Annotated in this window: 18 protein-coding genes; 13 read left to right on the plus strand and 5 right to left on the minus strand. The window is 63.5% G+C overall.

Annotated elements, in window-relative coordinates:
* Position 1: 1 nt before the first annotated feature.
* Positions 2-1,282: an ABC transporter substrate-binding protein gene (locus LB520_RS11170; protein ID WP_224637526.1), complete on the minus strand. Its 1,281-nt coding sequence runs from the start codon at positions 1,280-1,282 to the stop codon at positions 2-4.
* Between the two features lie 344 nt (positions 1,283-1,626).
* On the opposite strand from LB520_RS11170, the gene LB520_RS11175 reads away from it, so the two are divergent.
* Positions 1,627-2,322 (plus strand): FadR/GntR family transcriptional regulator, encoded by a 696-nt coding sequence (locus LB520_RS11175; RefSeq protein WP_042638970.1) that lies wholly within the window; start codon positions 1,627-1,629, stop codon positions 2,320-2,322.
* Positions 2,323-2,399: 77 nt separating this feature from the next.
* On the opposite strand, the gene LB520_RS11180 is transcribed toward LB520_RS11175, so the two are convergent.
* On the minus strand, positions 2,400-3,386 hold the full coding sequence (locus tag LB520_RS11180) for an aldo/keto reductase (protein ID WP_224600570.1): 987 nt from the start codon (positions 3,384-3,386) through the stop codon (positions 2,400-2,402).
* 293 nt (positions 3,387-3,679) lie between these two features.
* On the opposite strand from LB520_RS11180, the gene LB520_RS11185 reads away from it, so the two are divergent.
* Positions 3,680-4,837: a mandelate racemase/muconate lactonizing enzyme family protein gene (locus LB520_RS11185; protein WP_224637527.1), complete on the plus strand. Its 1,158-nt coding sequence runs from the start codon at positions 3,680-3,682 to the stop codon at positions 4,835-4,837.
* Positions 4,838-4,910: 73 nt separating this feature from the next.
* Positions 4,911-5,795, plus strand: coding sequence for an NAD-dependent epimerase/dehydratase family protein (locus LB520_RS11190; RefSeq protein ID WP_224637528.1), 885 nt, complete (start codon positions 4,911-4,913; stop codon positions 5,793-5,795).
* Between the two features lie 456 nt (positions 5,796-6,251).
* On the opposite strand, the gene LB520_RS11195 is transcribed toward LB520_RS11190, so the two are convergent.
* Positions 6,252-7,034 (minus strand): helix-turn-helix domain-containing protein, encoded by a 783-nt coding sequence (locus tag LB520_RS11195; RefSeq protein WP_224637529.1) that lies wholly within the window; start codon positions 7,032-7,034, stop codon positions 6,252-6,254.
* Between the two features lie 110 nt (positions 7,035-7,144).
* On the opposite strand from LB520_RS11195, the gene LB520_RS11200 reads away from it, so the two are divergent.
* From LB520_RS11200 to LB520_RS11245, 10 genes are all read left to right on the plus strand, one after another.
* Entirely contained in the window at positions 7,145-9,286 is a 2,142-nt protein-coding gene (locus LB520_RS11200; protein WP_224637530.1) for a hydantoinase/oxoprolinase family protein, read from the plus strand.
* Between the two features lie 14 nt (positions 9,287-9,300).
* The gene (locus tag LB520_RS11205) at positions 9,301-11,496 is read left to right on the plus strand and encodes a hydantoinase B/oxoprolinase family protein (RefSeq protein WP_224637531.1); all 2,196 of its coding nucleotides are present in this window, start codon (positions 9,301-9,303) and stop codon (positions 11,494-11,496) included.
* 6 nt (positions 11,497-11,502) lie between these two features.
* Entirely contained in the window at positions 11,503-12,009 is a 507-nt protein-coding gene (locus tag LB520_RS11210; RefSeq protein WP_224637532.1) for an acetone carboxylase subunit gamma, read from the plus strand.
* A gap of 8 nt (positions 12,010-12,017) precedes the next feature.
* Positions 12,018-12,788 (plus strand): glucose 1-dehydrogenase, encoded by a 771-nt coding sequence (locus LB520_RS11215; protein WP_224523148.1) that lies wholly within the window; start codon positions 12,018-12,020, stop codon positions 12,786-12,788.
* 18 nt (positions 12,789-12,806) lie between these two features.
* Positions 12,807-13,634: an SDR family NAD(P)-dependent oxidoreductase gene (locus tag LB520_RS11220; RefSeq protein WP_224637533.1), complete on the plus strand. Its 828-nt coding sequence runs from the start codon at positions 12,807-12,809 to the stop codon at positions 13,632-13,634.
* Positions 13,635-13,717: 83 nt separating this feature from the next.
* Positions 13,718-14,656, plus strand: a complete 939-nt coding sequence (locus LB520_RS11225; RefSeq protein WP_224637534.1) for an ABC transporter substrate-binding protein — start codon at positions 13,718-13,720, stop codon at positions 14,654-14,656.
* Positions 14,657-14,749: 93 nt separating this feature from the next.
* A complete protein-coding gene (locus tag LB520_RS11230) occupies positions 14,750-15,811 on the plus strand; it encodes a glycine betaine/L-proline ABC transporter ATP-binding protein (RefSeq protein WP_140839232.1) in 1,062 nt (353 codons plus the stop codon).
* Entirely contained in the window at positions 15,808-17,904 is a 2,097-nt protein-coding gene (locus tag LB520_RS11235) for an ABC transporter permease (protein WP_224637535.1), read from the plus strand. The genes LB520_RS11230 and LB520_RS11235 overlap by 4 nt, the downstream gene beginning before the upstream one ends.
* Before the next feature lie 255 nt (positions 17,905-18,159).
* On the plus strand, positions 18,160-19,236 hold the full coding sequence (locus LB520_RS11240) for a pyridoxal phosphate-dependent aminotransferase (RefSeq protein ID WP_224637536.1): 1,077 nt from the start codon (positions 18,160-18,162) through the stop codon (positions 19,234-19,236).
* Positions 19,237-19,258: 22 nt separating this feature from the next.
* Positions 19,259-20,176: an allantoinase PuuE gene (locus LB520_RS11245; RefSeq protein WP_224606358.1), complete on the plus strand. Its 918-nt coding sequence runs from the start codon at positions 19,259-19,261 to the stop codon at positions 20,174-20,176.
* Between the two features lie 27 nt (positions 20,177-20,203).
* On the opposite strand, the gene LB520_RS11250 is transcribed toward LB520_RS11245, so the two are convergent.
* On the minus strand, positions 20,204-21,106 hold the full coding sequence (locus LB520_RS11250) for an SMP-30/gluconolactonase/LRE family protein (protein WP_224637537.1): 903 nt from the start codon (positions 21,104-21,106) through the stop codon (positions 20,204-20,206).
* A gap of 76 nt (positions 21,107-21,182) precedes the next feature.
* On the minus strand, positions 21,183-23,600 hold the full coding sequence (locus tag LB520_RS11255) for an FAD-dependent oxidoreductase (RefSeq protein WP_224637538.1): 2,418 nt from the start codon (positions 23,598-23,600) through the stop codon (positions 21,183-21,185).
* Positions 23,601-23,619 lie beyond the last annotated feature (19 nt).

Here is a 23,619-nt window from a genome sequence, read left to right on the forward strand (position 1 = left end):
CTCAGTCGTAAGCTCCGGCCCGGCGCATGATCTCTTCCGCTTCCGTCGCCGCCTGGTTGAGCGAGTCGGCGGGCGAAACCTGATCGGACAGTGCTTGCTCGATGGCCGAGAACATCAAGGTGCAGACCTTCGAGAAGCCGGCGAGCTTGGGCCATTCCTTGCCGTTCGCGATCGTCGTCTCGAGCTGCTGCAGCCAAGTGGCCTGCGGGCCCTTGGCCGCAGCGATCACTTCCTTGGCCAGACTCTGGCTGCTCGGGAAGTTGGTGAACTGGTCGAACTGGAGCCGCTGGGCGTCGGTACTGACCGTGTATTTGATGAACTCGACGGCGGGTTCCTTGCGTCCGGATTGGCCGTTCAGCGCCATGGCGTGCGAGATGGCGCATGAGATCGCCGCCTTGTCCCGCACATAGGGCGCCGTCGACCATTTACCGACGACGCGCGAGGTTTCCGGATTAGACAGGGTGGCGAAGGCGCCCGGCCAATCGAAAGTGGCATAGACCGTGCCGGACGAGAATTCGGTCGAGTTCTCGTTCCATTGATAGCCAACGGCGTCGGGCGGCACGATTTTGTGCTTCTGGATCAGATCGCGATAGAAGGTGAGCGCCTTGATGCCGGCTTCGGAATTGAACGCCGGCTTGTTGGCCTGGTCGACCCAGTCGCCGCCTGCCTGCCAAAGCAGGTCGCTGAAGGTGCGCTGGGCGGGGTCCCCCTGCCCCGGCACGACAAGGCCATAGTGCCCGTTGCCAGTGAGTTTTAGCCCGACATCGACGAGTTCTTCCCAGGTTCCGGCCGGCTTCAGGCCCTTCTCTTGGTAGATGTCGCTGCGGTAATACTGAACGCGCGCATCCATGTTGCGCGGAATCGCCGCCAGATTTCCGGTCTTGGGATCGCGCAGGTATTTAACCGCGACGGGATAGAAATCTGCCAGCTCGGAGTCGCTGAAATAGCTGTTCAGCGGCGCGAAATGGTTGAAGTAGGAATCGATCTGCGCCGTGTGGGTGCTGTAGACATCGTACTGGCTCGACCGTGCCGCGCTCAACGTGACCACCTTCGCCGTCAGGGGCGTGAATTCCAGGAGGTCGTAGCGAACCTTGATGCCGGTCTTGGCGGTGAAGTCCTGGACGATCTTCTCCCAATATTTGGGATAGAGCGGGCCGCCCGTGATCAGCAATGCGGTGATCTCTTTAGCGTCTGCCCTGGCAACCCACGGCGCGGCAAGCGAGCCGGCCGTCACCGCCGCGCTCGCGGCAAGGAATTTGCGTCTCGATAAGGTTCCAGACATCACAATCTCCTCCTGGTTTGATGGATCGGTCCGTCCAGGGACGGCCGACGACTTTCGCCCTCGACAGTTCGCCGGCGTGCTCCTCCCGCGGCGAGACTGCCTGTATGGGTTCCCGGACGACGCCTGCGAGCCTCCGGGCGATCAGGCACTTGCGCTCCAACACGCCTCAGTTGGTAAGGCGTATCGATCTTGATCTCGGACAGCGGCAACAGGGCACGGCGACTGGACACCGCTCGATCCCTTTCCGCAGGCCGTGTTATAGGCTAGTGAGCGTTTTTATGAGATAAGTTGACTGCATATCTAGCTATCAGCCTATAAGCTTATCAGACAAGTGGATGTTAGTGATGGATACCGTCGAGGTCAAGCTTCAAACTTTGCCCAAGCAGGTAGCTGGTGTGCTGGCGCGACGCATCGCCGGCAGCGGTGTCGCCGGCGCCCAGGGGCCGTCGGAACAGCAGATCCTTCAGGAGTTCGGGGTCTCGCGCGCGGTCGCGCGAGAGGCGCTGAAGATCCTGGCCTCGCTCGATATGATCGAGATCGCGCAGGGCCGGCGCGTGGTGCTGCGTCCAGCCGAGGAGTGGGACTATCTCAGCCCATTGCTCATCGACTGGCTGCCGCACGAGCAGATGCGCGAGATCCTGGCCGAAGCGCACGCCACGCGGATCATCATCGAACCGGCCATCGCCGCCATCGCGGCCAAGCATATGACCAAAGAAAACCTCGAGCGTCTTGGCACCTTGCTGGCGGCGATGTCGGCCAGCGAGGACAATCCGGATGCCTATCTGAAGCTCGATCTGGATTTCCACATGGAGATTTGCCGCGCGGCGCAGAACAGGATTCTCGACCGTTTCATGTATTCGTCCCGATGGTGGCAGATGGCAAGCAGGCGCATCAGCAATCAGATGCCCCATGCGCTTCCCTCCGCGACCGAAATGCACAGGGCAATCTACGAGGCGCTCGTGGCGCGCGATGAAAAGCGAGCCGAAGAAGCGATGCGCCGGCACCTCAAGAAAACCACCGCGGTCGGCTTGCCTCGGTGAAGAAGCAGCGCAGCCAGCATTTGCGCTGGCCGCGCCGCAGCGTGCCGGGAGGACACGGCGTTGAATTGAGGGGGGCCCTAGGCCCTCTTCGCTTGTTGTTCCTGGCGCTGGCGTGCGCGGAAACCGAACATGTCGCCCTTGTCCTTGATTTCCGCCCAAATCGGGGCCGTGATCCTGTCGATGGCGGCAATGTCCGCGTCGGAAATCGTCCAGCCGGCGCTCTCGACGTTTTCCTCCAGCTCCTTGACGGTGCGGGCGCCGACCAGCGGCGAGCTGACGCCTGGCCTGCTGGTGAGCCACTGGATCGCAAGCTGCGGAACAGTCTTGCCGTAGCGCGCCGCGATCGGCTTGAGGAGGTCGACGGCATTCACCGCCCGTTCATAGGTGCCCGGCTGGAACAGCACCGTTGTGCGCCGCTCATCGCCCTCGACGAATTTCGTGTCCGGTGACAGCGTGCCGGTGAGCAGTCCCTGAGCCAGGCCGCTGTATGGCATGACGCCGATATTGTGCTTGCGGCAATAGGGCAGCGTTTCGGCCTCAACCTCGCGCCAGAGCATGTTGTAGGGCGGCTGCAGCACGTCGATGACGCCATGCTGGCGGGCGCTGTCCATGTCGGCGGTGTTGAAATTCGAGACGCCGACCGCCTTGATCCGTCCTGACGCGCGCAGCCGCTCCATCATCTCCATGGTCGGGCCGATCGGAAACTCCGAGTTCGGCCAGTGGACGAAATAGACGTCGACATGGTCTGTCTGCATGCGCTTCAGCGAACCGTCGAGCGCCGCCTCTATCGCGGCGGGTTCCAGATGATTGGGCGCGACCTTGGTCGCGATGACGGCCTTGTCGCGGCGGCCGGCCAGTGCCTCGCCGACGACTTCCTCGGCATGGCCGTGTCCATAGGCCTCGGCCGTATCGATTAGCGTGATGCCAAGCTCGAGCGCGCGTCGGATCACCCGGATCGATTCCTTATCGTCGGCCGCGCCCCAAAACGCGCCCGACATGCCCCAAGTCCCAAGTCCGATTTCCGATACCTTGACCGGCGACGATCCCAGCTGTCGCTGTTGCATCCTGTTCCTCCCGATTGGCGGCATATATGGGCCATGGCCCTGCCGTTACCCAATTTATACGCTTATATACTCGTCTAACAAGTGCGTTCTCCGGGAATCGCAATTCGTCGCCAAAAACCGCAAATTCCCAAATAATTCAAGGTAAGGCGGGAGGCTCTGAAGCCGGCTGACGCAAAATCTCTCAAAGGGGGTTTACGCCTTATTCGGCAATCTTGTATGCTTATTAGACAAGTTGGCATTTAGCCAGAATTGTGTGCTGTAAAGTGCGACGCCATTACGGGGAGAAGGATCCGATGAAGATCGTGGATATCAAGACAGCGGTCGTCGCCTATCACGGCAAGGCGACGCTGATCCGGATCGATACGGACGCCGGTATCTCCGGTTATGGCGAAGCCAACCCCGATGCAGGTGCCGCCGCAATCGTGGGGCTGATTTCGGAACTGAAGTCGGAATTGATCGGCCAGGATCCGCGCAATGTCGAATATTGCTGGGACAAGATCCGCCGCGATCACGTGTTTTCCGGCGCGCAGGCCGGCGTCTTTCTCATCGCCCTCACCGGGCTCGAAATGGCCCTGTGGGACGTGGCGGCGAAAGCCGCCGGCCAGCCGCTCTACCGCATGTTCGGCGGCAAGTTCCGCGACCGGATAAGGCTCTACGCGGATTGCGGCGACGGCGATGACGAATCGGGATCGCCGCAGGGCTGTGCGGCGCGCGCGCGCCGCATGGTTGAGGAGGGCTTCACCGCGCTCAAGTTCGACATCGACAATCTGCACCATCCAACGAAATTCGACCGGATGAACCACACCATCAACGGCGCGGAACTCCGCTTCATGGTGGAACGTGTGGCGGCGGTGCGCGACGCTGTTGGTCCCGACGTCGATCTCTGCATCGATTTGCATGCGCGCTACGATGTGTTGAGCGCCAGCCGCATCGCCGCCGAGATGGAGCGCTTCAATCTTCTGTGGCTCGAAGAGCCGATCCCGGCGGAAAATGTCGAGGCTCTGAAGCAGATCAGAATGCGTACGAAAACGCCGATCTGCGTCGGTGAAAACCTCTATCTGCGCTGGGGCTTTCGCGAGCTGTTCCAGAATTACGGGGCCGACGTCGTCATGCCCGATGTGCCGAAATGCGGCGGCCTTGCGGAAAGCCGCAAGATCGCCAACCTCGCCGAGATGTATTATGTGCCCTTCGCGCCGCATCTGGTGTCGACGCCGCTGGGCACGATGGCGACCTGCCATGTCTGCGCCAGTGTGCCGAACTTCCTGGTGCTGGAATGGCACGCGCTCGAGGAACGGGACGCGTGGGACAGCTATGTCCGCCTGCCGGACGGCGCAAGGTCCATCGTCGAGGACGGCCATATCGCGGTGTCCGACGTTCCCGGCATCGGCGTCGAGCTCGACATGGAGGGTGTGTGCAAGCACGCGGTTCCTGGCTTCGGCATTTTTGAGTAGCGGATGATCGGATGGAGACTCTTCTGGCCGGGCACTGCGCTGCTCGGCAAAAAGAGACCGTCAGGAGGAGGCCATGGGCAAGCGGATCGTTTTCACCGGCGGCAGCGGCAAGATCGGCCGCCACGTCATACCTTATCTGCTGAAACGCGGGCATCAGGTCCTCAACCTCGATCTGACGCCGCTCGATCTGCCGGGTGTCGACACCGTCATCACCGACCTTGCGGACACCGGCGAAACCTACAATGCGCTGACGCTGCATTTCGGGTTCAGCGAGTATTTCGGCGGCAAGGGCCGCCGCCCGGTCGACGCCGTCGTCCATTTCGCGGCGCTGCCGCGGATATTCCTGCGGCCGGACAACGCCATGTTCGCCGCCAATGTGCAGTCGACCTACAACGTGATCGAAGCCGCCACCAAGCTCGGTATCCGCAAGATCGTCACGGCTTCCAGCGAAACGGTCTATGGCGTCTGCTTTGCCGAAGGCGAACGCGACTTCTCATCGTTTCCGGTGGATGAGGACTACGACGTCGATCCGACCGACAGCTACGGCCTCTCCAAACTGCTCGGCGAAAAAATCGCACGATCTTTCGCCTCCCGCACGGGAGCCGACATTTATGCCCTGCGGATCGGTGGCGTCGTCGAGCCGAAGGACTATGCCCGCTTTCCGGAATTCCTGGCCGATCCCTCGAAGCGGCGGCGCGACGCCTGGACCTATATGGACGTGCGCGATCTCGGTCAGATCGTCGACCTGTGCGTCGAGAGGGACGGCTTGGGATTCCAGATATTCAACGCCGTCAACGACACCATCGTGTCTGAATTGCCGACGGCGGAGTTTCTCAGGAAGCATGTGCCCAACATACCGGTCACCCGCGCCATGGACGCATTTGAGGGACTGATCTCCAACCGGAAGCTGCGCGACGTCCTTGGGTTCCGGCAAGAGTATGACTGGCGGACACAGTGACCCGATCGTGCCCCACGGGCAGCGGCGACCGGCTTGATAGAGCCACTATATCCGGCCGATCTCTGACCAGCTCGTTCCAAGCGTCAGGCCGGTGACAAGCCACCCAGGCCGAATGCCGCGCCGTATCACAATCGGCAGAGCGTCAACATGATTTCTCTTCCGAGCTTACTAGCGATGAAGGTACCTCTCACCTCGGGCAAGGTCCGTCCGCGCAGTCAGTTCTTGTCGAGGTCGAGAGATTTACAGCGACTAAACCTGTAGGGACCTTTCAACCCCCGAAGTCAAAGGATAAGCTGCGGTCGGCGTTTGGGCCGCAAGCGGGCCGGCAGCTTAGGGCAGCGAACCTTCAAGAACGGACATTATTCTCGCATTGTGATCTGGCTCAGAACCGATATCCGGCCGCAAGAGCATTGAATCGATCCGGTTCAGCGATTCGCTGCTCCTGACCGATGTCAGCTACGCTACTGGGCCCAGATGTTGGAAGAACTGCAGGAACAATTCACGCTCGGTGGTGATGTCGAGCTTTTCATAGATGCGGCGGCGGTGGTTCTTCACCGTGCCGACGGTGATGCCGAGCCGCTCGGCAATGTTGGCGGTGGGATGGCCGGCGAGGATGAGCTGCACCAACTCGCGCTCGCGCGATGAAAGCTCGGGCCAGAGGCTTTCCGGAACTCTGGGCTTCTGCTGCGGCGAGGCGCCGGGACCACTGGGCGCCGAGGTGCGGGAGAAGTCTGAGCCGCGTGCTTTGATGTCCAGCGCATGCAGCGCCTCGAACACCGGCAATCGCTCGGTGAGCAGCGCGATCTCGCTGTCCTTGAACGACACCGTCGAGCGGTCGAGGAAGATGCCGAGGCACCAGTCGCCGCCATCGGCCAGCATGATGCCGACCTCGTCGCAGATTTCCGACTGCGCCAGGAAACCGGCTATGTACTGCCCGCGTTTGGCCTCCTCATTGGCCAGGCCTTTCAGCGGCATGATGCCTAGCCGGCGCTGGCTGCGCCACGAGGCATAGAACGGATCGAAGACGTAGTAATTGTCGAGATAGCGCCGCACCATCTCGTCGGAGAAGCGCCGGTGCTTGACGAATTCCGGCGTCTTGGTCGCCGAGTAGCGCGTCACCGTCACCAGGTCATGCGCGATGTCGGCGCCGATCAGGTCGATCAGGCAGTCGACATGCCGGTCGGTGCCGGTGGCGGCGATCGCCTTGGCCAGCGGCGCCCAGATGTTGCCCATGCGCATGCCCTTTTCTCGGCGAACCCGGCCCAAGCGTCATTGTGTCTTTAGGCATATGGCGCGATCCGGCTTTGGGAATCTAGCCTGCGGTCACTCTCGGCAAGGGAAAGCGACCCGTGGACCAGATTACCACCAACCCAATCGTCATCGGCATCGACGCTGGCGGCACCATGACCGACACGATCCTTGTCGATCAGGACGGGCACTTCAAGATCGGCAAGTCGGCGACCACTCCGAAGAACGAGGCCGAGGGCTTCCTCGCCTCCGCCGAGGATGCGGCCGATGCCTGGGGCATCTCGCTGCAGGACCTGTTCTCAGGCGTCAATGTCGTGCTCTATTCCGGCACCGGCATGCTCAACACGCTGTTGTCGCGCACCGGCCGCAGGCTCGGGCTGATCACCACCAAGGGCCTGGAGGACATGATCCTGATGGGGCGCGGCCTGCAGGCCTGGGCCGACTATTCCTATGCCGACCGCCTGCACGCGGTCACCCATCACCATCCCGACCCGCTGGTGCCGCGCCGTCGCACCCACGGCGTCACCGAGCGTATCGACCAGTTCGGCGACGTCATCCTGCCGCTCTACGAGCACGAGGTGCATGCGGCCGCCAAGAAGCTGATCGCCGACAAGGTCGAGGCGATCTGCATCATGACCATCTTCTCCCACGTCAATCCGGCGCATGAGAAACGCATTGCCGAGATCTGCCGCGAGGAGATCGCCACCGCCGGCGCCGACATCCTCGTCTACACCAGCCATGAGGTGCGTCCGGTCATCCGCGAGCAGTCGCGGCTGAACTCGGTGCTGATCGAGGCCTACGCCACTTCGCGCGGCCGCAAGCAGCTCAAGGGCATTGAGGACGTCTCCAAGAAATACGGCTTCAAATATGGCGTGCAGACGCTGCTCTCCTTCGGTGGCCTGACCTCGATCGACCATCCGCGCCTGCACGAGACGATGATCTCCGGGCCGATCGGCGGCATTCTCGGCGCGGCCTATGTCGGCAAGCTGATTGGCAACGACTCGCTGATCTGCTCGGATATGGGCGGCACGTCCTTCGACATGGGCGTCATCACGCGCGGCCAGACGCGGATCGAGAACGAGCCGCTGATGGACCGCTTCAAGCTCAACGTGCCGACGCTGCATCTCGACACGATCGGCGCTGGCGCCGGCATGATCCTGAAGGTCGACCCGCTGACCCGAAAAGTCTCGCTCGGACCGGAAAGCGCCGGTTCCGATCCCGGCCCGATCTGCTTCGCCAAGGGCGGCACCGAACCAACCATCGCCGATTGCGATGCTATCCTCGGCCGCTTGAACCCGCATTACTTCCTCGGCGGCAAGGTCGTGCTGCAGGTCGAGAAGGCGCGCAAAGCCTTCGAGGAGAAATGCGCCCGCGTGCTCGGCGTCGGTGTCGAGGAAGCTGCCGAAGGCATGATCGACATGCTGGAGGCCGACGCTAACAATGCGCTCCGCCGCGTCATCTCCGGCCAGGGCATTCACCCCTCGGAATTCACGCTTCTGTCCTATGGCGGCTCGGGGCCATTGCATCTCGCCGGCTGCTCCAGGGGCATCGGCTTCAAGGACATCATCACCTTCCAGTTCGCCGCAGCCTTCTCGGCCTTCGGCTGCACCACGGCCGATTTCATGCGCCGCCATTCGGTGTCGACGCAGATCGACATCGGCGCCCGCGCCAGCGATGACGAATTGCAGGCCTTTGGCAAGAAGGTGACCAATGTCTGGGACGATCTCACCAAGGCTGCGGTCGACGAAATGATCGCCGACGGCCACAGCCACGACAAGATCAAGACCGTGCCGTTCCTGATGATGCGCTACACCGGCCAGCTCGAGGACGTCGAGGTCATGGCGCCGCTGTCGGCGGTTCGCTCGGCCGACGACATGCGCAAGGTCATCGCCGAGTTCGAGGCGGTCTATGCCAAGGTCAACCACCGCGTCTCGCGCTATGGCGAGGCCGGCTTCTCGATCACCGAGCTCGGGCTGATCGCCACCGCCGACAAGGTCAAGCCGATGCTGGTCAAGCGGCCGCTCGGCAAATCCGATCCGGCGTCCGCCCACAAGGGCGTGCGCGAGGCCTATATCGGGGGCCGCTGGCACAAGGCGAATCTCTACGAGATGGACTTGCTGCAACCCGGCCACGAAGTTGTCGGCCCCGCCATCATCGAACATCCGGCGACGACGCTCGTCGTCCATCCGCAGGATCGCGTCCATGTCGATGAATGGACGCTGCTGCACTACACTCACGCTTGAGAAGGGCGAACGTCATGCTGGACAAACCCGCCTCTGCGCTGCGCATCCGCGAAAGGCTGCTCGAATCCGAACGGCTGATGGACGAGACCGGCTGCTATGACGGCATCACCGAGCTCAAGCTGCGCAACCAGGATCCGCTGAAATTCGAGACGCTGCACACCAAATTGCGCGCCTACTGCGTATCGGCCCGCGAGATGGCGCGCCGCATCTCCGCCTCGCCCGGCGTGCGCGAGGTCGGCGAGATGGTCGTCGCCATCTACACGCCGGAAGGCGATGCCATCGCGCTTTCCAACGGCATCATGGTGCATGTGCACACGATGAGCCGCTTCATCAAATGGATGATCCGCAACGGCTACGAGGAAAACCCGCAGATCCGTGATGGCGACATCTTCGCCAACAATGACGCCTTCATCGGCACCGTGCAGGTGCCGGATGTGATGGACGTGGTGCCGATCTTCCATTCCGGCAAGCTCGTCGGCTGGGCCGGTGCGGTCTGCCACGAGCTCGAAGCCGGCGGCATCACGCCGGGCGGCGACGTTGCGCTGGCGCAGGAACGTTTCACCGAGGGCCTCTTCGTCTGCGCCGAGAAGGTCGGTGAGAACGACGAGCTTCGGCGCGACTACGTCATCCGCTGCGAGCGCAATCTCCGCATGCCGATCTACTGGGTGCTGGACGAGAAGGCCAAGGTGGCGTCGTGCATCGACATGCGCGAAAGCGTCAAGGCGCTGATCGACGAGATCGGCCTCGACTACTGGATGCAGGTGTCGAAGGAATTCATCGAGGAGGGCCGCCGCGCCCAGCTCGCCCGCACCCGTCAGCTCACCGTGCCCGGCATCTATCGCGGCCACACTTTTTACGGGCACGTCACCAAGGGCAAGCCCGGCTACCAGCCGCTCGGCGATCCCGACTGGCTCTACAACATGCCGATCGAGATGGAGATCACCACCGACGGCAAGATCGTCATGGACTTCGAGGGCACGCAGCCCTGGGGCTACCATTCGATGAACTGCACGCCGGCCGGCATGGATGGCGGCATGTTCGTGACGCTGACGCAGCACATGAATTTCGAAGGTCTCGTTAATGACGGCGCCTGGATGGCGACCGAACTGAAGCTGCCCAAGGGCACCTGGACCAACCCCGACAACGAGATGGTGGCGACGGCGACTTCCTGGGCGTTGCTTTTGCCCGCCTATGGCGTCTTCCAGCGGCTCCTGTCGCGCTCCTTCATCGCCCGCGGCTTCGTCGAGGAGGCCTTTGTCGGCCAGGTCAACAGCCCGATGATCGAGATGGGGGGCACCAGCCAATACGGCACGCCCTTCGGCATGGCGCATTTCGAATGCGCCGCCGCCGGGTCCGGCGCGCTCGCGATCAAGGACGGCTTGGACACCGCCTATGTCGGCTGGAACCCGGAATCCGACATGGGCAACATCGAGATATGGGAACAGAACATGCCGATGCTCTATATCGGCCGCTCCATCGTCCCCAACTCCGGCGGCGCCGGCAAATATCGCGGCGGCTGCTCCTTCCTGTCGACATGGCTGGTCTCGAAGACCGATCACCTGAGGCTGGTCACGTCCGAGCATTCGTCACGCGTCTTCGACAATGGCGGTCTGTGCGGCGGCTATCCGGCGCCGACCTGCCAGAAGCACCGCGCCGTGCGCGAGAGCAACATCTTCGAGCTGGCCGAAAATGGCGCGCCGCTGGCCCACCACACCGGCACCAATCCGTATCGCTCGGAGCTGGAAATGCGGCTGGAAGGCGAGCATGTGACGCTCGAAGGGCCATACATCACAGCACCCCACAAGACGGGCGACGTCTTCACCCATTCCTACAATGGCGGCGGCGGTTACGGCGATGTGCTCGAGCGCGATCCGGTCAAGACCGCCTGGGATGTCGAGAACGGCTTCCTCACCAAGGAGGCAGCCGAAGGCATCTTCGGCATCGTGCTCGATGAGGACGAGGAAGGCTTCCCGATCGCCAATCTGGAGGCCACCAACCGCCATCGTGCCGAGATGCGGGCGCGACGTTTGGCCCGTGCAAAGCCGGTTTCGGAGTGGATCGCCAGGGAGCGCGAAAGGGTGAAGGCGGCCGATTTCGCGCCCGAGGTGAGGAAGATGTATGCCAGCGCGATCAAGCTTTCGCCGCGCTTTGCAAAAGACTTTTCGACCTTCTGGGATGTCGATGCCAAATCGACCTTCGGCGCGGAGTAAGGGACCATGACCTCATACAGCAAGGAAGTCATCGCCGACCTGGTTGCAGGCACGCTGCCCTGGCCGCAGACGCGCCGCATCATGAGCGCCTACAAGGACGACGACCGCTTCTTCAAATATGTCGCGGTGCTGCAGGACCGCGTCGGCTGGAGCGATCCGATCCTGCTTCCGGTCGGCGACCATCTCTTCATCTGCCAGAGCGGCGACGAGCGGGTGACGAAATGCGAATGCGGCCATTCCTTCGGCGACTATCGCAAGAACTGGAAGCTGAAGGCGGCGATCATCGTGCGCGACAGCGAGGAGACGCTGCGCGAGATCTACCCCAACAGCGATCTGCCGGATCCGGACTGGATGGAGATCCGCGAATTCATCTGCCCTGAATGTGGCACGCTGCATGAAGTCGAGGCGGCGGCGCCCGGCTACCCGATCGTGCATGATTTCGAGCCCGATCTCGAAGGATTCTATCGCGATTGGCTTGGCAAGCCGCTGGAGCCGTCGAACAAAGGAGGCTGATGCCGCAAATGGGCCGCGTCGCAGGCAAGGTGGCGCTCGTTACCGGGGCCGGTCTCGGCCTCGGACGGGCGTCGTCGCTTTTGCTGGCGTCGGAAGGCGCCAGGCTCGTCGTCAGCGACATAGACGAGAGGCTCGCCGGCGATACGGCGGCGCAGATTGTCAAAGTTGGCGGCGAGGCGTTGGCGCTTCGCCATGACGTCTCGAAGCCCGAGGATTGGTCTGCCGCCATGGCGGCGATCGAGCAGCGCTTCGGCCGGCTCGACGTGCTGGTCAACAATGCCGGCATCGCCATCGCTCGGAACATCGAGGATACCTCTTTAGCCGAATGGCGGCGCACCATGGCGATCAACCTCGACGGCGTCTTCCTCGGCTGCCAGGAAGGCATCAAGCTGATGAAGAAATCCGGCGGCGGATCGATCATCAATCTCTCTTCCATCGACGGCGTCATCGGCGAGGCGGATCTTGCCGCCTACTGCGCCTCCAAGGGCGGCGTGCGCACCTTGACCAAGGCGGTGGCCGTACACTGTGCCGAGCAGCGCTACGGCATCCGCTGCAATTCGATCCACCCCGGCTATATCTGGACGCCGCAGACCGAGAATTATCTGCGCGATTTGGGCACGCTCGAGCAGGAGAAGGCGAAGGCGCTGTCGCGCCATCCGATCGGCTTCCTCGGCGAACCCAACGACATCGCCTACATGGTCCTCTACCTCGCCTCGGACGAATCGAAATTCGTCACCGGCTCCGAAATGGTCGTCGACGGAGGCTATCTTGCAGTGTGAACACGGAGCACGTTCGCGATGACCAACCTCACCGGCCGCAGCGCCATCGTTACCGGTGGCTTTTCCGGCATGGGTTTTGCCATCGCCACGGCGCTCGCCAAGGCCGGCGCCAATGTCGCCGTCGGCTCCTACGTGGCGCCGCCGCACGCGGACAGGGCGGATGCCGCCTACTATCCCGGCGCCGACGAGATCGAGCGCGTGACGTCGGCGCTGGCCGCCCACGGCACCAAGGCGCACGCCGCCCATCTCGACGTGCGCGACAGCGCGCTCACCAATCTCTTCTTTGCCGAAGCCCAGGCGGCAGTCGGTCCGGCAGACATCCTGGTCAACGCCGCCGGCACCACGGCCGAGCAACCGGTCTGCGGCCATTCCGACGAGCTCTGGGATAAGATCGTCGACACCAATCTCACCGGGGCGTTCCGTACGACCCGCGCGGTCCTGCCCGGCATGATCGAACGCGGCTGGGGCCGCATCGTCAACATCGGCTCGACCGCGGCTTCCGTCGGCTGGAAGGACAATCCTGCTTACTGCGCATCCAAGGCCGGCCTGCTCGGGCTGACGCGTTGCGTGGCGCTCGAAGGCGCAGCACACGGCGTCACCTGCGTCATGATCAGTCCCACCTGGGTCGAGACCGAGCTGATGCGCCGCAACGTGGCGCAGGTCGTCGAGCGCGAAGGCAAGGGCCGCAGCGCAGAGGAACTGATGGACGAGTTCAGGAAAGGCAATCCCCAGGGGCGCATGATGCAGCCGGAGGAAATCGCGGCGCTCGCCGTCTTCCTTTGCTCGTACCTCGCCAGGGGGATCACCATGGAAAACATCCAGATCACCGGCGGCGCCTTGTGGTAGCGTCGGTGGGGGGCGATGGATTCCGGTCTCGTGGGAGGAGACCGGCATAGACGGAAGGACCATCAACAGACAGGGGAACTGACATGAAAATAAGAAATGCCTTGCAAGGGGCCGGTCTTGGCCTCGCGCTGATGCTTGCCGCAACGACGGCCGGGCAAAGCGCCGATCTTGGCGCGAAGGACGAGCCGATCAAGCTCGCCATGCTGGAATGGACGGGCGCGCACGTCTCCACGCACATCGCAGGCCAGCTTCTGGAGAAGCTCGGCTATAAGGTCGAATACGTCACCGCCGGCAATTTCCCGCAATTTTCGGGCCTCGCCGACGGCTCGCTCAGCGCATCGGTCGAGATCTGGTTGAACAATGTCGGCGACATCTATCCGAAAGTGCTGGCCGCCAAGCAGATCGAGGACATCGGCAAGCTCGATCTGAAGACGCAGGAAGGCTGGATCTATCCGAAATTCATGGAAAAGGTCTGCCCCGGCCTGCCGGACTGGACTGCGCTGAACAAGCCCGAATGCGTGCAGGCATTGGCGACGCCCGAAACCGCGCCCAATGGCCGCTTCCTCGATTACCCGGCCGATTGGGGCTCGCGCGCGGCCACCATCCTTGCCGACAACAACATGCCCTACACCGCTGTGCCGTCGGGCTCCGAAGGCGCGCTGGTGGCCGAGTTGGAAGCCGCCGAAGCCGCCAAGACGCCGCTCATCATGATGTTCTGGGGTCCGCACTACGCGCTGGCCGAGAACGACGTCGGCTGGGTGACGATGCCGCCCTGCAAGGAACAGACCAACGAGCACTGCATCACCCCACCTGATGTCGACAAGATCGTCTGGTCGGGCTTTGGCGGCAAATGGCCGGCGGCCTACGCCTTCCTCAAGGCCTTCAAGATGGATGCAGCCGAGCAGCAGAAGATGATGCTGGCCGTCGACAAGCAAGGCAAGGATCTCGACGCCGTCGTCAAGGAATGGATCGACAAGAACGAGACGGTGTGGAAACCTTGGCTCGACGCCGCCAAAGGATAATTCGCCGATGTGCCTGGCAAAGGCTGAGGGCACCATAGGCCCGGTTTCCGCACTGCGCGGAGCCGGGCGGGCGATCGGCACGGGTGGTTGAGGATGAACACGGCCGCGCGTCCGATAAAGCTTGCCTGCCGAAATGTCTGGAAGGTTTATGGCCGGCGCCCGGCCTATTACTTCGACTCGCGCGGCTATATCATCGATCCCGATGCGCTGGCCGAGCGCCTGCGCGCCGAGGCGCATCTGCCGGCCGTGGTCGATGCCAGCTTCGAGGTGGCGACCGGCGAGATATTCGTCATCATGGGTCTGTCCGGCTCCGGCAAGTCGACCCTGGTGCGCTGCCTGTCGCGCCTGGTCGAGCCGAGCGCTGGCGAGATACTGCTCGACGGTAGGAACCTGCTTGCCGCCAGCGGCAAGGAACTGATCGAGCTGCGCCGCCACGCCATGGGCATGGTGTTCCAGAATTTCGGCCTGCTGCCGCATCTGAACGTGTTGGGCAATGTCGCCTTCCCGCTGAAAATTCAGGGCAAGCCGGCGAAGGAACGCGAGGCGCGCGCCCGCGAGATGATCGCGCTGGTCGGACTCGAAGGCCGCGAGGCATCCTTCCCGCACCAGCTCTCCGGCGGCCAGCAGCAGCGCGTCGGCATCGCCCGTTCGCTTGCGGTGGGGCCGGAGCTCTGGTTTCTCGACGAGCCGTTCTCGGCGCTCGATCCGCTGATCCGCAAGCAGATGCAGGATGAGTTCCTGCGCCTGCAGCGCATGCTGAAGAAGACCATCATCTTCATCACCCACGATATCGCCGAGGCCTTCCGGCTTGCCGACAGGCTGGCGATCATGCGGGCCGGCAAGATCGTGCAAATCGGCCGTCCCGCCGACATCGTGCTCAACCCGGCCGACGACTATGTCGCGCAGTTCACCGAGGACATGCCGCTGTTGCGCGTCATCACGGCCGGCGACATCGCCACGCCCGCCAATGGCGCGCTGTTGCCGGAACGAAGCGTCGTCGCCGACACCAGCCTCGAGGCGCTCATCCCGCAACTCGCCGCGGGCGCCACGGCCTTCACCGTTTCCGGGGTGGGTGACAGCCCGCCGGCGGTGCTCGACGCCAGCGCCGTGCTCGCGGTGCTCGAACGCGAGCAGGCAAGGCGCAAGAACTCATGACGGCGCCGGCCGCGGCATTTCGACCCTCATCGCGGTTCGTGGTGGAACCGGCGCTTCTGCCTTGGTGCGGCCTGGCCGTGCTGACGGCGCTTTGCCTGCTTCTCAAAACCGAGCTTCCCTGGCTGGTCAATTTCCCCAAGCAATGGACGCTGCCGCTGGCTACCTACATCAATGCCGTGACCGACATTGTCGTCGCCGTCATCCAACCAGCCTTCCGGGCGCTGTCCGCTTTGCTCGATGCGCCGATGCGCGGCGCGCGGCTGGCGCTCGCCTGGCTGCCCTGGCCGGCGGTGATGCTGGCGATCGCCGCCCTTGCGCTGAAGTCGGGCGGTGAGCGGTTGGCGATCTTCGCGCTCGCCACGCTCGCCTATATCCTGCTCGCCGGCTACTGGCCGCAGAGCATGAACACGCTCGCGCTGGTGCTGCTGGCGGTGCCGATCTCCACCGTGCTCGGCTTCCTGCTTGGCTTTCTGGGTTACGCCCGCCCGCGCTGGCGTCCGGTCCTGCTCGGCGCGCTCGACCTGATGCAGACGGTGCCGGCCTTCGCCTATCTCATTCCGCTCCTGCTCCTGTTCGGCTTCGGTCCGGTGGTTGGGCTGATCGCCTCGGCGATCTATGCGACGCCGCCGATGGTCCGCAACACCATGCTCGGATTGGACCGTGTGCCGGCGGCCATCAGCGAGGCCGGCTTGATGAGCGGCTGCACACGCCGTCAGCAATTCTGGCAGGTCGAGGTGCCGACGGCGCTGCCGCAGCTTCTCGTCGGCTTCAACCAGACGACCATGGCGGCGCTGTCGATGGTCATCGTCGCCGCCATTATCGGTGGCTTCGAGGATATTGGCTGGGAGGTGCTCTCCTCGATGCGCAAGGCCGAGTTCGGCCAGAGCATCCTCTCCGGCCTCGTCATCGCGCTGCTCGCCATCCTCATCGACCGCCTCACCATCGGCTTCGCGAAGGCGCCGGAGACCGGGCCGACGCCCGCCATGCGCTGGATGACGCCGCGCCGGTTGGCCTTGTCACTGGCGGGTGCGCTGGCTCTCGCCGTGGTCATCCGGTTGGCCGCGCCAGATGCGGCGCTTCTGCCGGAAACCGGTCTGCGCATGCAGATGGGCGCCGTCAACCAATGGCTGCTGGCGCTCGTGCGCGACTACGCCTGGTTCTTCAACGGCGTGCGCAATGCGGTGCTCTACTGCCTGCTTCTGCCGATGCGCGTCGGCATCGCCGGCTCGGCGACGCCGGCAATGTGGGGCTTCACATTGCCATCTTCGGTGCTCGCCGCCTATCTCGTCCTGGTGCTGGCCTTGGCCGTGTTGGCGCTGCGCGGCTTCGGTTGGCGCGGGGCGCTGGCCGTGCTGGCCGCCGGCCTTGTTCTCTATACCGGCTTTCTCGATCTCCCCTGGCCTGCCTTCATCCTTGCCGTCGCGTTGCTTGCCGGCCAGGTGGCCGGGCCGCGGCTCGGTTTTTTCGCGCTTGTCGGCTTCGGGCTGATCCTGGTCAACGGGCTGTGGCCGCAACTAGTGCAGTCGCTCTATCTCTGCACGCTGGCGGTCCTGCTCTGCCTTCTGATCGGCGGCGCGCTCGGCACATGGGCGGCGCACAGCGATCGCGTCTCGCATATCCTGAAGCCGATCTGCGACGCGCTGCAGACGATGCCGCAATTCGTCTTCCTCATCCCGGCGCTGATGTTCTTCAAGGTGGGCGAGTTCACGGCGCTGATCGCCATCATGCTCTACGCCATCGTGCCGCCGATCCGCTATGTCGAGCACGGGCTGCGGCATGTCCGTCCCGATGTCGTCGAGGCGGTCGAGCAGATGGGCGCGACGCCGATGCAGACCTTGCTGCAGGCCAAGCTGCCGCTGGCTTTGCCGGTCGTCATGCTTGGCCTCAACCAGACCATCATGGCGACGCTGTCGATGCTGGCAATCGCCGCGCTCGTCGGCACGCGCGATCTTGGCCAGGCAGTCTATGTCGCGCTCGGCAAGGCCGATGCCGGCATGGGCCTGATCGCCGGCCTGTCGATCGCCTTCCTGGCGATCCTCGCCGACCGGCTGATCCAGGCGGGCGTCAGCGGCAGGGCCGACGAAGTCAGCTGAATCTGACGCCACAAAGCCGCGAAACCGCTAAGGCATTGAAAAACAACATGATTGGCCCGGAGGCGCCGATAGCGGAGACTTCAGGCCGGCCTATGTGATCCAAGAAAAGAGCCTGGACATGGCCCCTCCCATGGGCCAGATTCCCGCAGTCATTGCACCGGCTAATTTTGCTTTGCGGCTTGGTCGCGGTGCCATAGCTTCCGTTCCGGAAGACCTTGCCGACAAATTTGGTCGCCAGACCTGCATGGATATGCCGTGCCTGTGAAAGCAACTACCCATGTCCAGGCCATGTCCGCTTTTGCCTTGGCGAATTTCGGTGGCTTCGACCGGCCCACGCTAGCCCAGAACGAGAGCGCCTTCCCGCCTAGCCCGAAGGCAATCGAAGCCGGCCGGGTCGCTGTGGCACGCAGCCATCTCTACCCGGACCCGGACTGGACCTTGCTGCGCGACGCGATCGCAAGAACCTATGGGATCGAGCGCGATCTCATCCTGTGCGGCGCGGGTTCGATGGAGCTGATTGCCTGCACCATCGCGGCCTTCGCCGGACCGGGCGCTGACGTTCTGGGTACGGACTATGCCTATAATTTCGCCGCCTCGGCGGCCGCGCGCGTCGGGGCGACCTATGCCAAAGCGCAGGAGCGCGGCTTTGAGGTCTCGATCGACGCCGTCCTGGCGGCGGTGACGTCGGCGACACGTATCGTGTTCGTCTGCAATCCGGGCAACCCGACCGGCACGCGCATCAAGAACGCGGAGCTGCTGCGCCTGCGCGCGGCCCTTCCCGGCGACGTTCTCCTGATGGTCGACCAAGCCTATGGCGAATTCGACGATCAGGATCCGCAAGCCGTCTTCGCGCTGGCCGGGCGCGGCGACACCGTCATCCTGCGTAGTCTGTCCAAGGCATATGGGCTGGCCGGCGCCCGCATCGGCTGGGGCTTGTTCGCGCCGCGGATCGCCGCCGAGGTGCGCAAGATGCAGAACTCCAACCAGGTCTCGACGGTGAGCCTCGCCATGGCCGCCGCGGCGCTAGAGGACCAAGCCTATACGCGCGCAATCGTAACCCGCACCGCCGACATTCGCGACCGCTTCGCGCAAGGCTTGCGAGCCGCCGGATACGAAGTCCCCGAAAGCCGGACCAATTTCGTTCTGGCGCGTTTTGCCGACGCGGCGGCAGCGGCCGCCGCCGACAGTGCCCTGCGCGGCGTCGACATTATCGTGCGCGGCCTCTCCGGTTACGGCCTGACCGACTGCCTGCGCATCACCATCGGGCCGCAGGAAGTCATGGACCGCGCGCTGCGTATCCTGACCGCCCTGCGCGGCCGGCAATGCTGGTAAGGGCTTCATCCGAGGGGATTTCATGACGTCAGACGCACCGTACCTGCCCGCTCGCGATTTCATCGGCTATGGCGAGCGGCCTCCGCCGGCCGAGTGGCCCGGCGGCGCAAAGTTGGCGCTCAACATCGTCGTCAATTACGAGGAAGGTGCGGAATACTCGATCGGCGAAGGCGACGGCGTCTCCGAAACGATCCTGTCCGATCTCGCCGTCGCGCCCGCCGTGCCGGGCCTGCGCAACCGCAACATGGAATCGCTTTATGAATACGGTTCGCGTGTCGGCGTCTGGCGGCTCATCTCGCTGTTCCGGGACAAGGGCGTCATCCCGACCTTCTACATTGTCGGGCGCGCGCTTGAGATCAACCCGGCGGCTGGCAAGGCGATCGCAGCACTTGGCAGCGACATCGTCTGCCACGGCTGGCGCTGGATCGACTACGCCCCGCTCAGCGAGGAGGAAGAGCGCCAGCACATCGCCATGACGGTGGACACGGTGCGAAACATCACCGGCATCGATCCCTTCGGGTGGTACACCGGCCGGCCAAGCCTCAACACGAGAAGGCTGGTGGTCGAGCATGGCGGCTTCCTGTTCGACTGCGACGACTACAATGACGACCTGCCCTATTTCGTCGATGTCGGCGCCAAGCGGCACCTCGTCGTGCCGCACAGCTTCGACAACAACGACAGCCGCTTTTCGCGCGGTTCAGGCTTGGAGACCGGCAGCCAGTTCTTCGACTATGTCAGCGACGGCGTCGACTGGCTGCTGAAGGAAGGCCAGAAGACCCCGCGCATGATGACGGTGTCGCTGCATTGCCGGCTGGCGGCGCGGCCGGGGCGAATGGTCGGGCTGGATCGCTTCCTCGACAAGATCACCGCCAATCCCGACATCTGGGTCTGCCGCCGCTCCGACCTCGCCCGCCACTGGCTGGACCGGTTCGGCGGCTAAGCCACCGAGCCGTTACCAGCGAAGTCTCTATTTATTCGGCACCTCATAAACCTTGCCGTGCCAGGGTGCTGCATCGATCTGGTCGAGCGCCATCACATAAAGCACCTTCTCGTCCGGTCCGAAGGCGAAGTTCGGCATCGACGGCGACGGCACCGAAAGCGTGCGCAAGAGCTTGGCGTCTTTGTCCACGACGATGATCTTGCCTGGCGAGTCGAGCGAGCGCGGGCTCTGGCCGATATACATCTCGCCTTCTTTGTCCATCTTGATGCCGTCGGGCCAGATATGCGGCTGGTTCGGGAACAGATCGTCGAGCCGCAGGAACACGCGGCGGTTGCTCAAGGTGTGGTCGGACGAAACGTCGAACTCGATGATCCGGTTGTCCTCGGTCTCGACCAGATAGAGGATCTTGCCGTCATTCGACATGACAAGGCCGTTGGCATTGTGCAGGTCGCCGGCGACCTTCTTCACGCTGCCGTCCTTGCCGATGTAATAGGCCGAAGCGTCGATCAGCGGACCGCCCTTGCCGGAGCCCGTGAAATAGACGCCACCATCCTTGTCCGGCGCGAAATCGTTCGGTCCGCTGAACGGCTTGCCGTCCGTGTCCTTGTCATAGGCAGGCAGCGTCTTGCCGTCGGCCGAGATGCGGCCGATCGTGTTGTTGTCGTAGCAGGTGACGAGGAACTCGCCGGTGGTGGTCGGCAGCACGGCCGAGGGGCCGCAGCCATCCATCTTCCAGAAAATGTCGTTCTTCTTGCCGTCCCAGACAGTGACCGTGCCGCGGCCATATTCGACGTAGAACAGCTTGTCCTGATACCAGATAGGACCTTCGGCGAACCAGGCGTCGTCGTTGACGACCTTGATGTCGGCCGCCTGTGCGGCGGACGTCAGGACCAGGGCGAGCATCGTGCCCAGCAAATGCCGTTTGATCATGCGATTCCCCTTTGTTTTTAGTTGTCTGAAGTCCTCTTCTAAACTGGTGTGCTCGCGGTGGCCGGCTGTTCGCGCCTTACGACCGCAGCCGCTTGCCTTCCGGGTCGAAGGGCGGATGCGCGAGCAACACCGCGTCATGCGGCCGGCCTAGAATGGCGACGGTCACCTTGTCGCCGGCCTTGGCGGTTCCGGCCTTGACGTAGCCCATCGCCAGCGACTGAGCGACGAAATAGCCATAGGCGCCCGATGACACCTGGCCGATCGGCGTGCCGTCCGGCAGGAAGATCGGCTCGCCGCCGGTGGCGTCCGCGTCCTTGGCCGACACGGAAAGCATGATGAGTTCATCCCGCGCCGGCTTATCGGCGACGGCGAGATAGGCGTCGCGGTTGAGGAATTGCTTGTCCGTCTTGATCAGGCGATCGAGCTTGACCTCCTGCGGCCAGTATTCCGGCGAGTATTCGCGGCTCCAGCTGCCATAGCCCTTTTCGACGCGCAGCGACATCAGCGCCCGTGAGCCGACCGGCCCAGCGCCGACTTCCGCGCCCGCCTTGAGCAGCGCGCGGTAGAGCTCGACCTGGTCGGCCGACTTGCAGTGCAGCTCCCAGCCAAGATCGCCGGTGAAGGAAACCCTCAACGCCACGACATCGACGCCGGCGACGGTGATCTGCCGCGAGCGCATGAACGGGAAGGCCTCGTTCGACAGATCATCATTGGTGAGCCGCTGCAGGAGCTCGCGCGATTTCGGGCCGGCGACGTTGAAGCCGCCGAGATCCTCGGTACGCGAGCGGAAGGTCGTGCCTTCCGGCAGCGGCACCGATTTGAAGAAGCGCTGGTGGAAGCGTTCGGCCATGCCCGAGCCGATCACCATGAACTCGTCTTCCGCCAGCCTGGTCACGGTGAAGTCGCCGGCAATGCCGCCGCGCTTGCCGATCAGCGGCGTCAGGCAAGAGTTGCCGACCTTGGCCGGCATGCGATTGGCGAAGAGCGCGTTCAGCCAGGCTTCCGCGTCCGGCCCCTTTATCTCGTATTTGGCAAAATTGGAGATGTCGATGATGCCGGCATACTCGCGCAGCATACGCGCCTCGCGGCCGACCGGCCCCCACCAGTTCTGCCGAGTGAAGCCGATCGTTTCCTCGCGCGGCTCGCCTTCGGCCGCGAACCAAAGCGGATGCTCCCAGCCGAAATTGAGGCCGAACACGGCGCCCATCTCCTTCTGCATCTCGTAAACCGGCCGTGTCCGCACCGGACGGCCGGCGGCGCGCTCCTCGTTCGGGAAATGGATCTTGAAACGGTGGCTGTACTGGTCCTGCACGCGCGCCTTGGTGAAGGCCTTGCCGGCCCAATGGCCGAAGCGCGCCATATCCCAGCCGAACATGTCGAGCGAAGGCTCTCCCTCGATCATCCACTCGGCGGCGAGCTTGCCCATGCCGCCTGATTGCGAGAAGCCGGGGATAATGCCGTTGCAGCAGAAATAATTGCTGAGCTCCGGCGCCGGTCCGAACAGCACCGCGCTGTCGGGAGACCAGATCATCGGACCGTTGATCACCTTCTTGACGCCGGCGGCCGCGACCGCCGGCACGCGCTGGATGGCGCGCATCATGTTTTCCTCGATGCGGTCGAGATCGTCGGGAAACAGCTCGTGGCCGAAATCCATCGGCGTGCCGTCCTCGGCCCAGAATTTCATGTTGCGTTCGTAGGCGCCGATCAGCAGCCCCAAACCTTCCTGGCGCAGATAATATTCGCCGTCGCGATCGGCGACCGATGGCAGCCGTCGTCCCATCAAGGCGATTTCCGGAATGGTTTCGGTGACGAAATACTGGTGCTCTGTCGGGATCAGCGGCAGTTGCAGCCCGGCCATGGCGGCGACCTCCCTGCCCCACAGACCGGCGGCGTTGACTACCCATTGCGTGCGGATATCGCCCTTTGGCGTGCGCACGATCCAGCTGCCGTCCGCTTGCGCCTCGGTCGCCGTGACCGGGGTGAAGCGATGGATTTCCGCGCCGCGCTGCCGCGCCCCCGCGGCGTAAGCCGCAGTCACGCCCGACGGATCGACATTGCCGCCCTCCGGCTCATACATGACGCAGCGAATGCCGTCGAAATCGACCAGCGGATGCAGTCGCTCCGCTTCGTCGCGACCGACCTCGTAGAAGTTCATCTTGTAGCGCCGCGCCTTGGCTTCCTGCAGCCGCAGCTGATGCTCGCGGGCCTCGGTCTGGGCGAGATAGAGCGAACCCGGCTGGAAGATACCGCAGCCCTGGCCGGTCTCCGCTTCCAGCTCCTTGTAGAGCGCCATCGTGTAGTGCTGCAGCCGGCTGATATTGGTGGAATCATGCAGGCCGTGGATGTTGGCGGCCGCGTGCCAGGTCGAACCGGAGGTCAGCTCGCTGCGTTCCAGAAGCACGACATCCGTCCAGCCGAACTTGGCGAGATGATAGAGGATCGAGCAGCCGATCAGACCACCGCCAATGACAACGGCTTGTGCATGAGTACGCATATCGAGATTTCTTCCCTTT

Origin of the sequence: Mesorhizobium sp. CA12 (assembly GCF_020165255.1) — a bacterium.
In the GTDB taxonomy this organism is placed as follows: domain Bacteria; phylum Pseudomonadota; class Alphaproteobacteria; order Rhizobiales; family Rhizobiaceae; genus Mesorhizobium.

What these genes read in the sequence shown, in the direction of transcription:
- LB520_RS11235 (WP_224637535.1), top strand. Translation starts at nt 15,808, where the DNA reads ATGACGGCGCCGGCCGCGGCATTTCGACCCTCATCGCGGTTCGTGGTG.
- LB520_RS11170 (WP_224637526.1), bottom strand. Translation starts at nt 1,282, where the DNA reads ATGTCTGGAACCTTATCGAGACGCAAATTCCTTGCCGCGAGCGCGGCG.
- LB520_RS11205 (WP_224637531.1), top strand. Translation starts at nt 9,301, where the DNA reads ATGCTGGACAAACCCGCCTCTGCGCTGCGCATCCGCGAAAGGCTGCTC.
- LB520_RS11210 (WP_224637532.1), top strand. Translation starts at nt 11,503, where the DNA reads ATGACCTCATACAGCAAGGAAGTCATCGCCGACCTGGTTGCAGGCACG.
- LB520_RS11230 (WP_140839232.1), top strand. Translation starts at nt 14,750, where the DNA reads ATGAACACGGCCGCGCGTCCGATAAAGCTTGCCTGCCGAAATGTCTGG.
- LB520_RS11255 (WP_224637538.1), bottom strand. Translation starts at nt 23,600, where the DNA reads ATGCGTACTCATGCACAAGCCGTTGTCATTGGCGGTGGTCTGATCGGC.
- LB520_RS11245 (WP_224606358.1), top strand. Translation starts at nt 19,259, where the DNA reads ATGACGTCAGACGCACCGTACCTGCCCGCTCGCGATTTCATCGGCTAT.
- LB520_RS11190 (WP_224637528.1), top strand. Translation starts at nt 4,911, where the DNA reads ATGGGCAAGCGGATCGTTTTCACCGGCGGCAGCGGCAAGATCGGCCGC.
- LB520_RS11225 (WP_224637534.1), top strand. Translation starts at nt 13,718, where the DNA reads ATGAAAATAAGAAATGCCTTGCAAGGGGCCGGTCTTGGCCTCGCGCTG.
- LB520_RS11220 (WP_224637533.1), top strand. Translation starts at nt 12,807, where the DNA reads ATGACCAACCTCACCGGCCGCAGCGCCATCGTTACCGGTGGCTTTTCC.
- LB520_RS11195 (WP_224637529.1), bottom strand. Translation starts at nt 7,034, where the DNA reads ATGCGCATGGGCAACATCTGGGCGCCGCTGGCCAAGGCGATCGCCGCC.
- LB520_RS11175 (WP_042638970.1), top strand. Translation starts at nt 1,627, where the DNA reads ATGGATACCGTCGAGGTCAAGCTTCAAACTTTGCCCAAGCAGGTAGCT.
- LB520_RS11185 (WP_224637527.1), top strand. Translation starts at nt 3,680, where the DNA reads ATGAAGATCGTGGATATCAAGACAGCGGTCGTCGCCTATCACGGCAAG.
- LB520_RS11180 (WP_224600570.1), bottom strand. Translation starts at nt 3,386, where the DNA reads ATGCAACAGCGACAGCTGGGATCGTCGCCGGTCAAGGTATCGGAAATC.
- LB520_RS11215 (WP_224523148.1), top strand. Translation starts at nt 12,018, where the DNA reads ATGGGCCGCGTCGCAGGCAAGGTGGCGCTCGTTACCGGGGCCGGTCTC.
- LB520_RS11250 (WP_224637537.1), bottom strand. Translation starts at nt 21,106, where the DNA reads ATGATCAAACGGCATTTGCTGGGCACGATGCTCGCCCTGGTCCTGACG.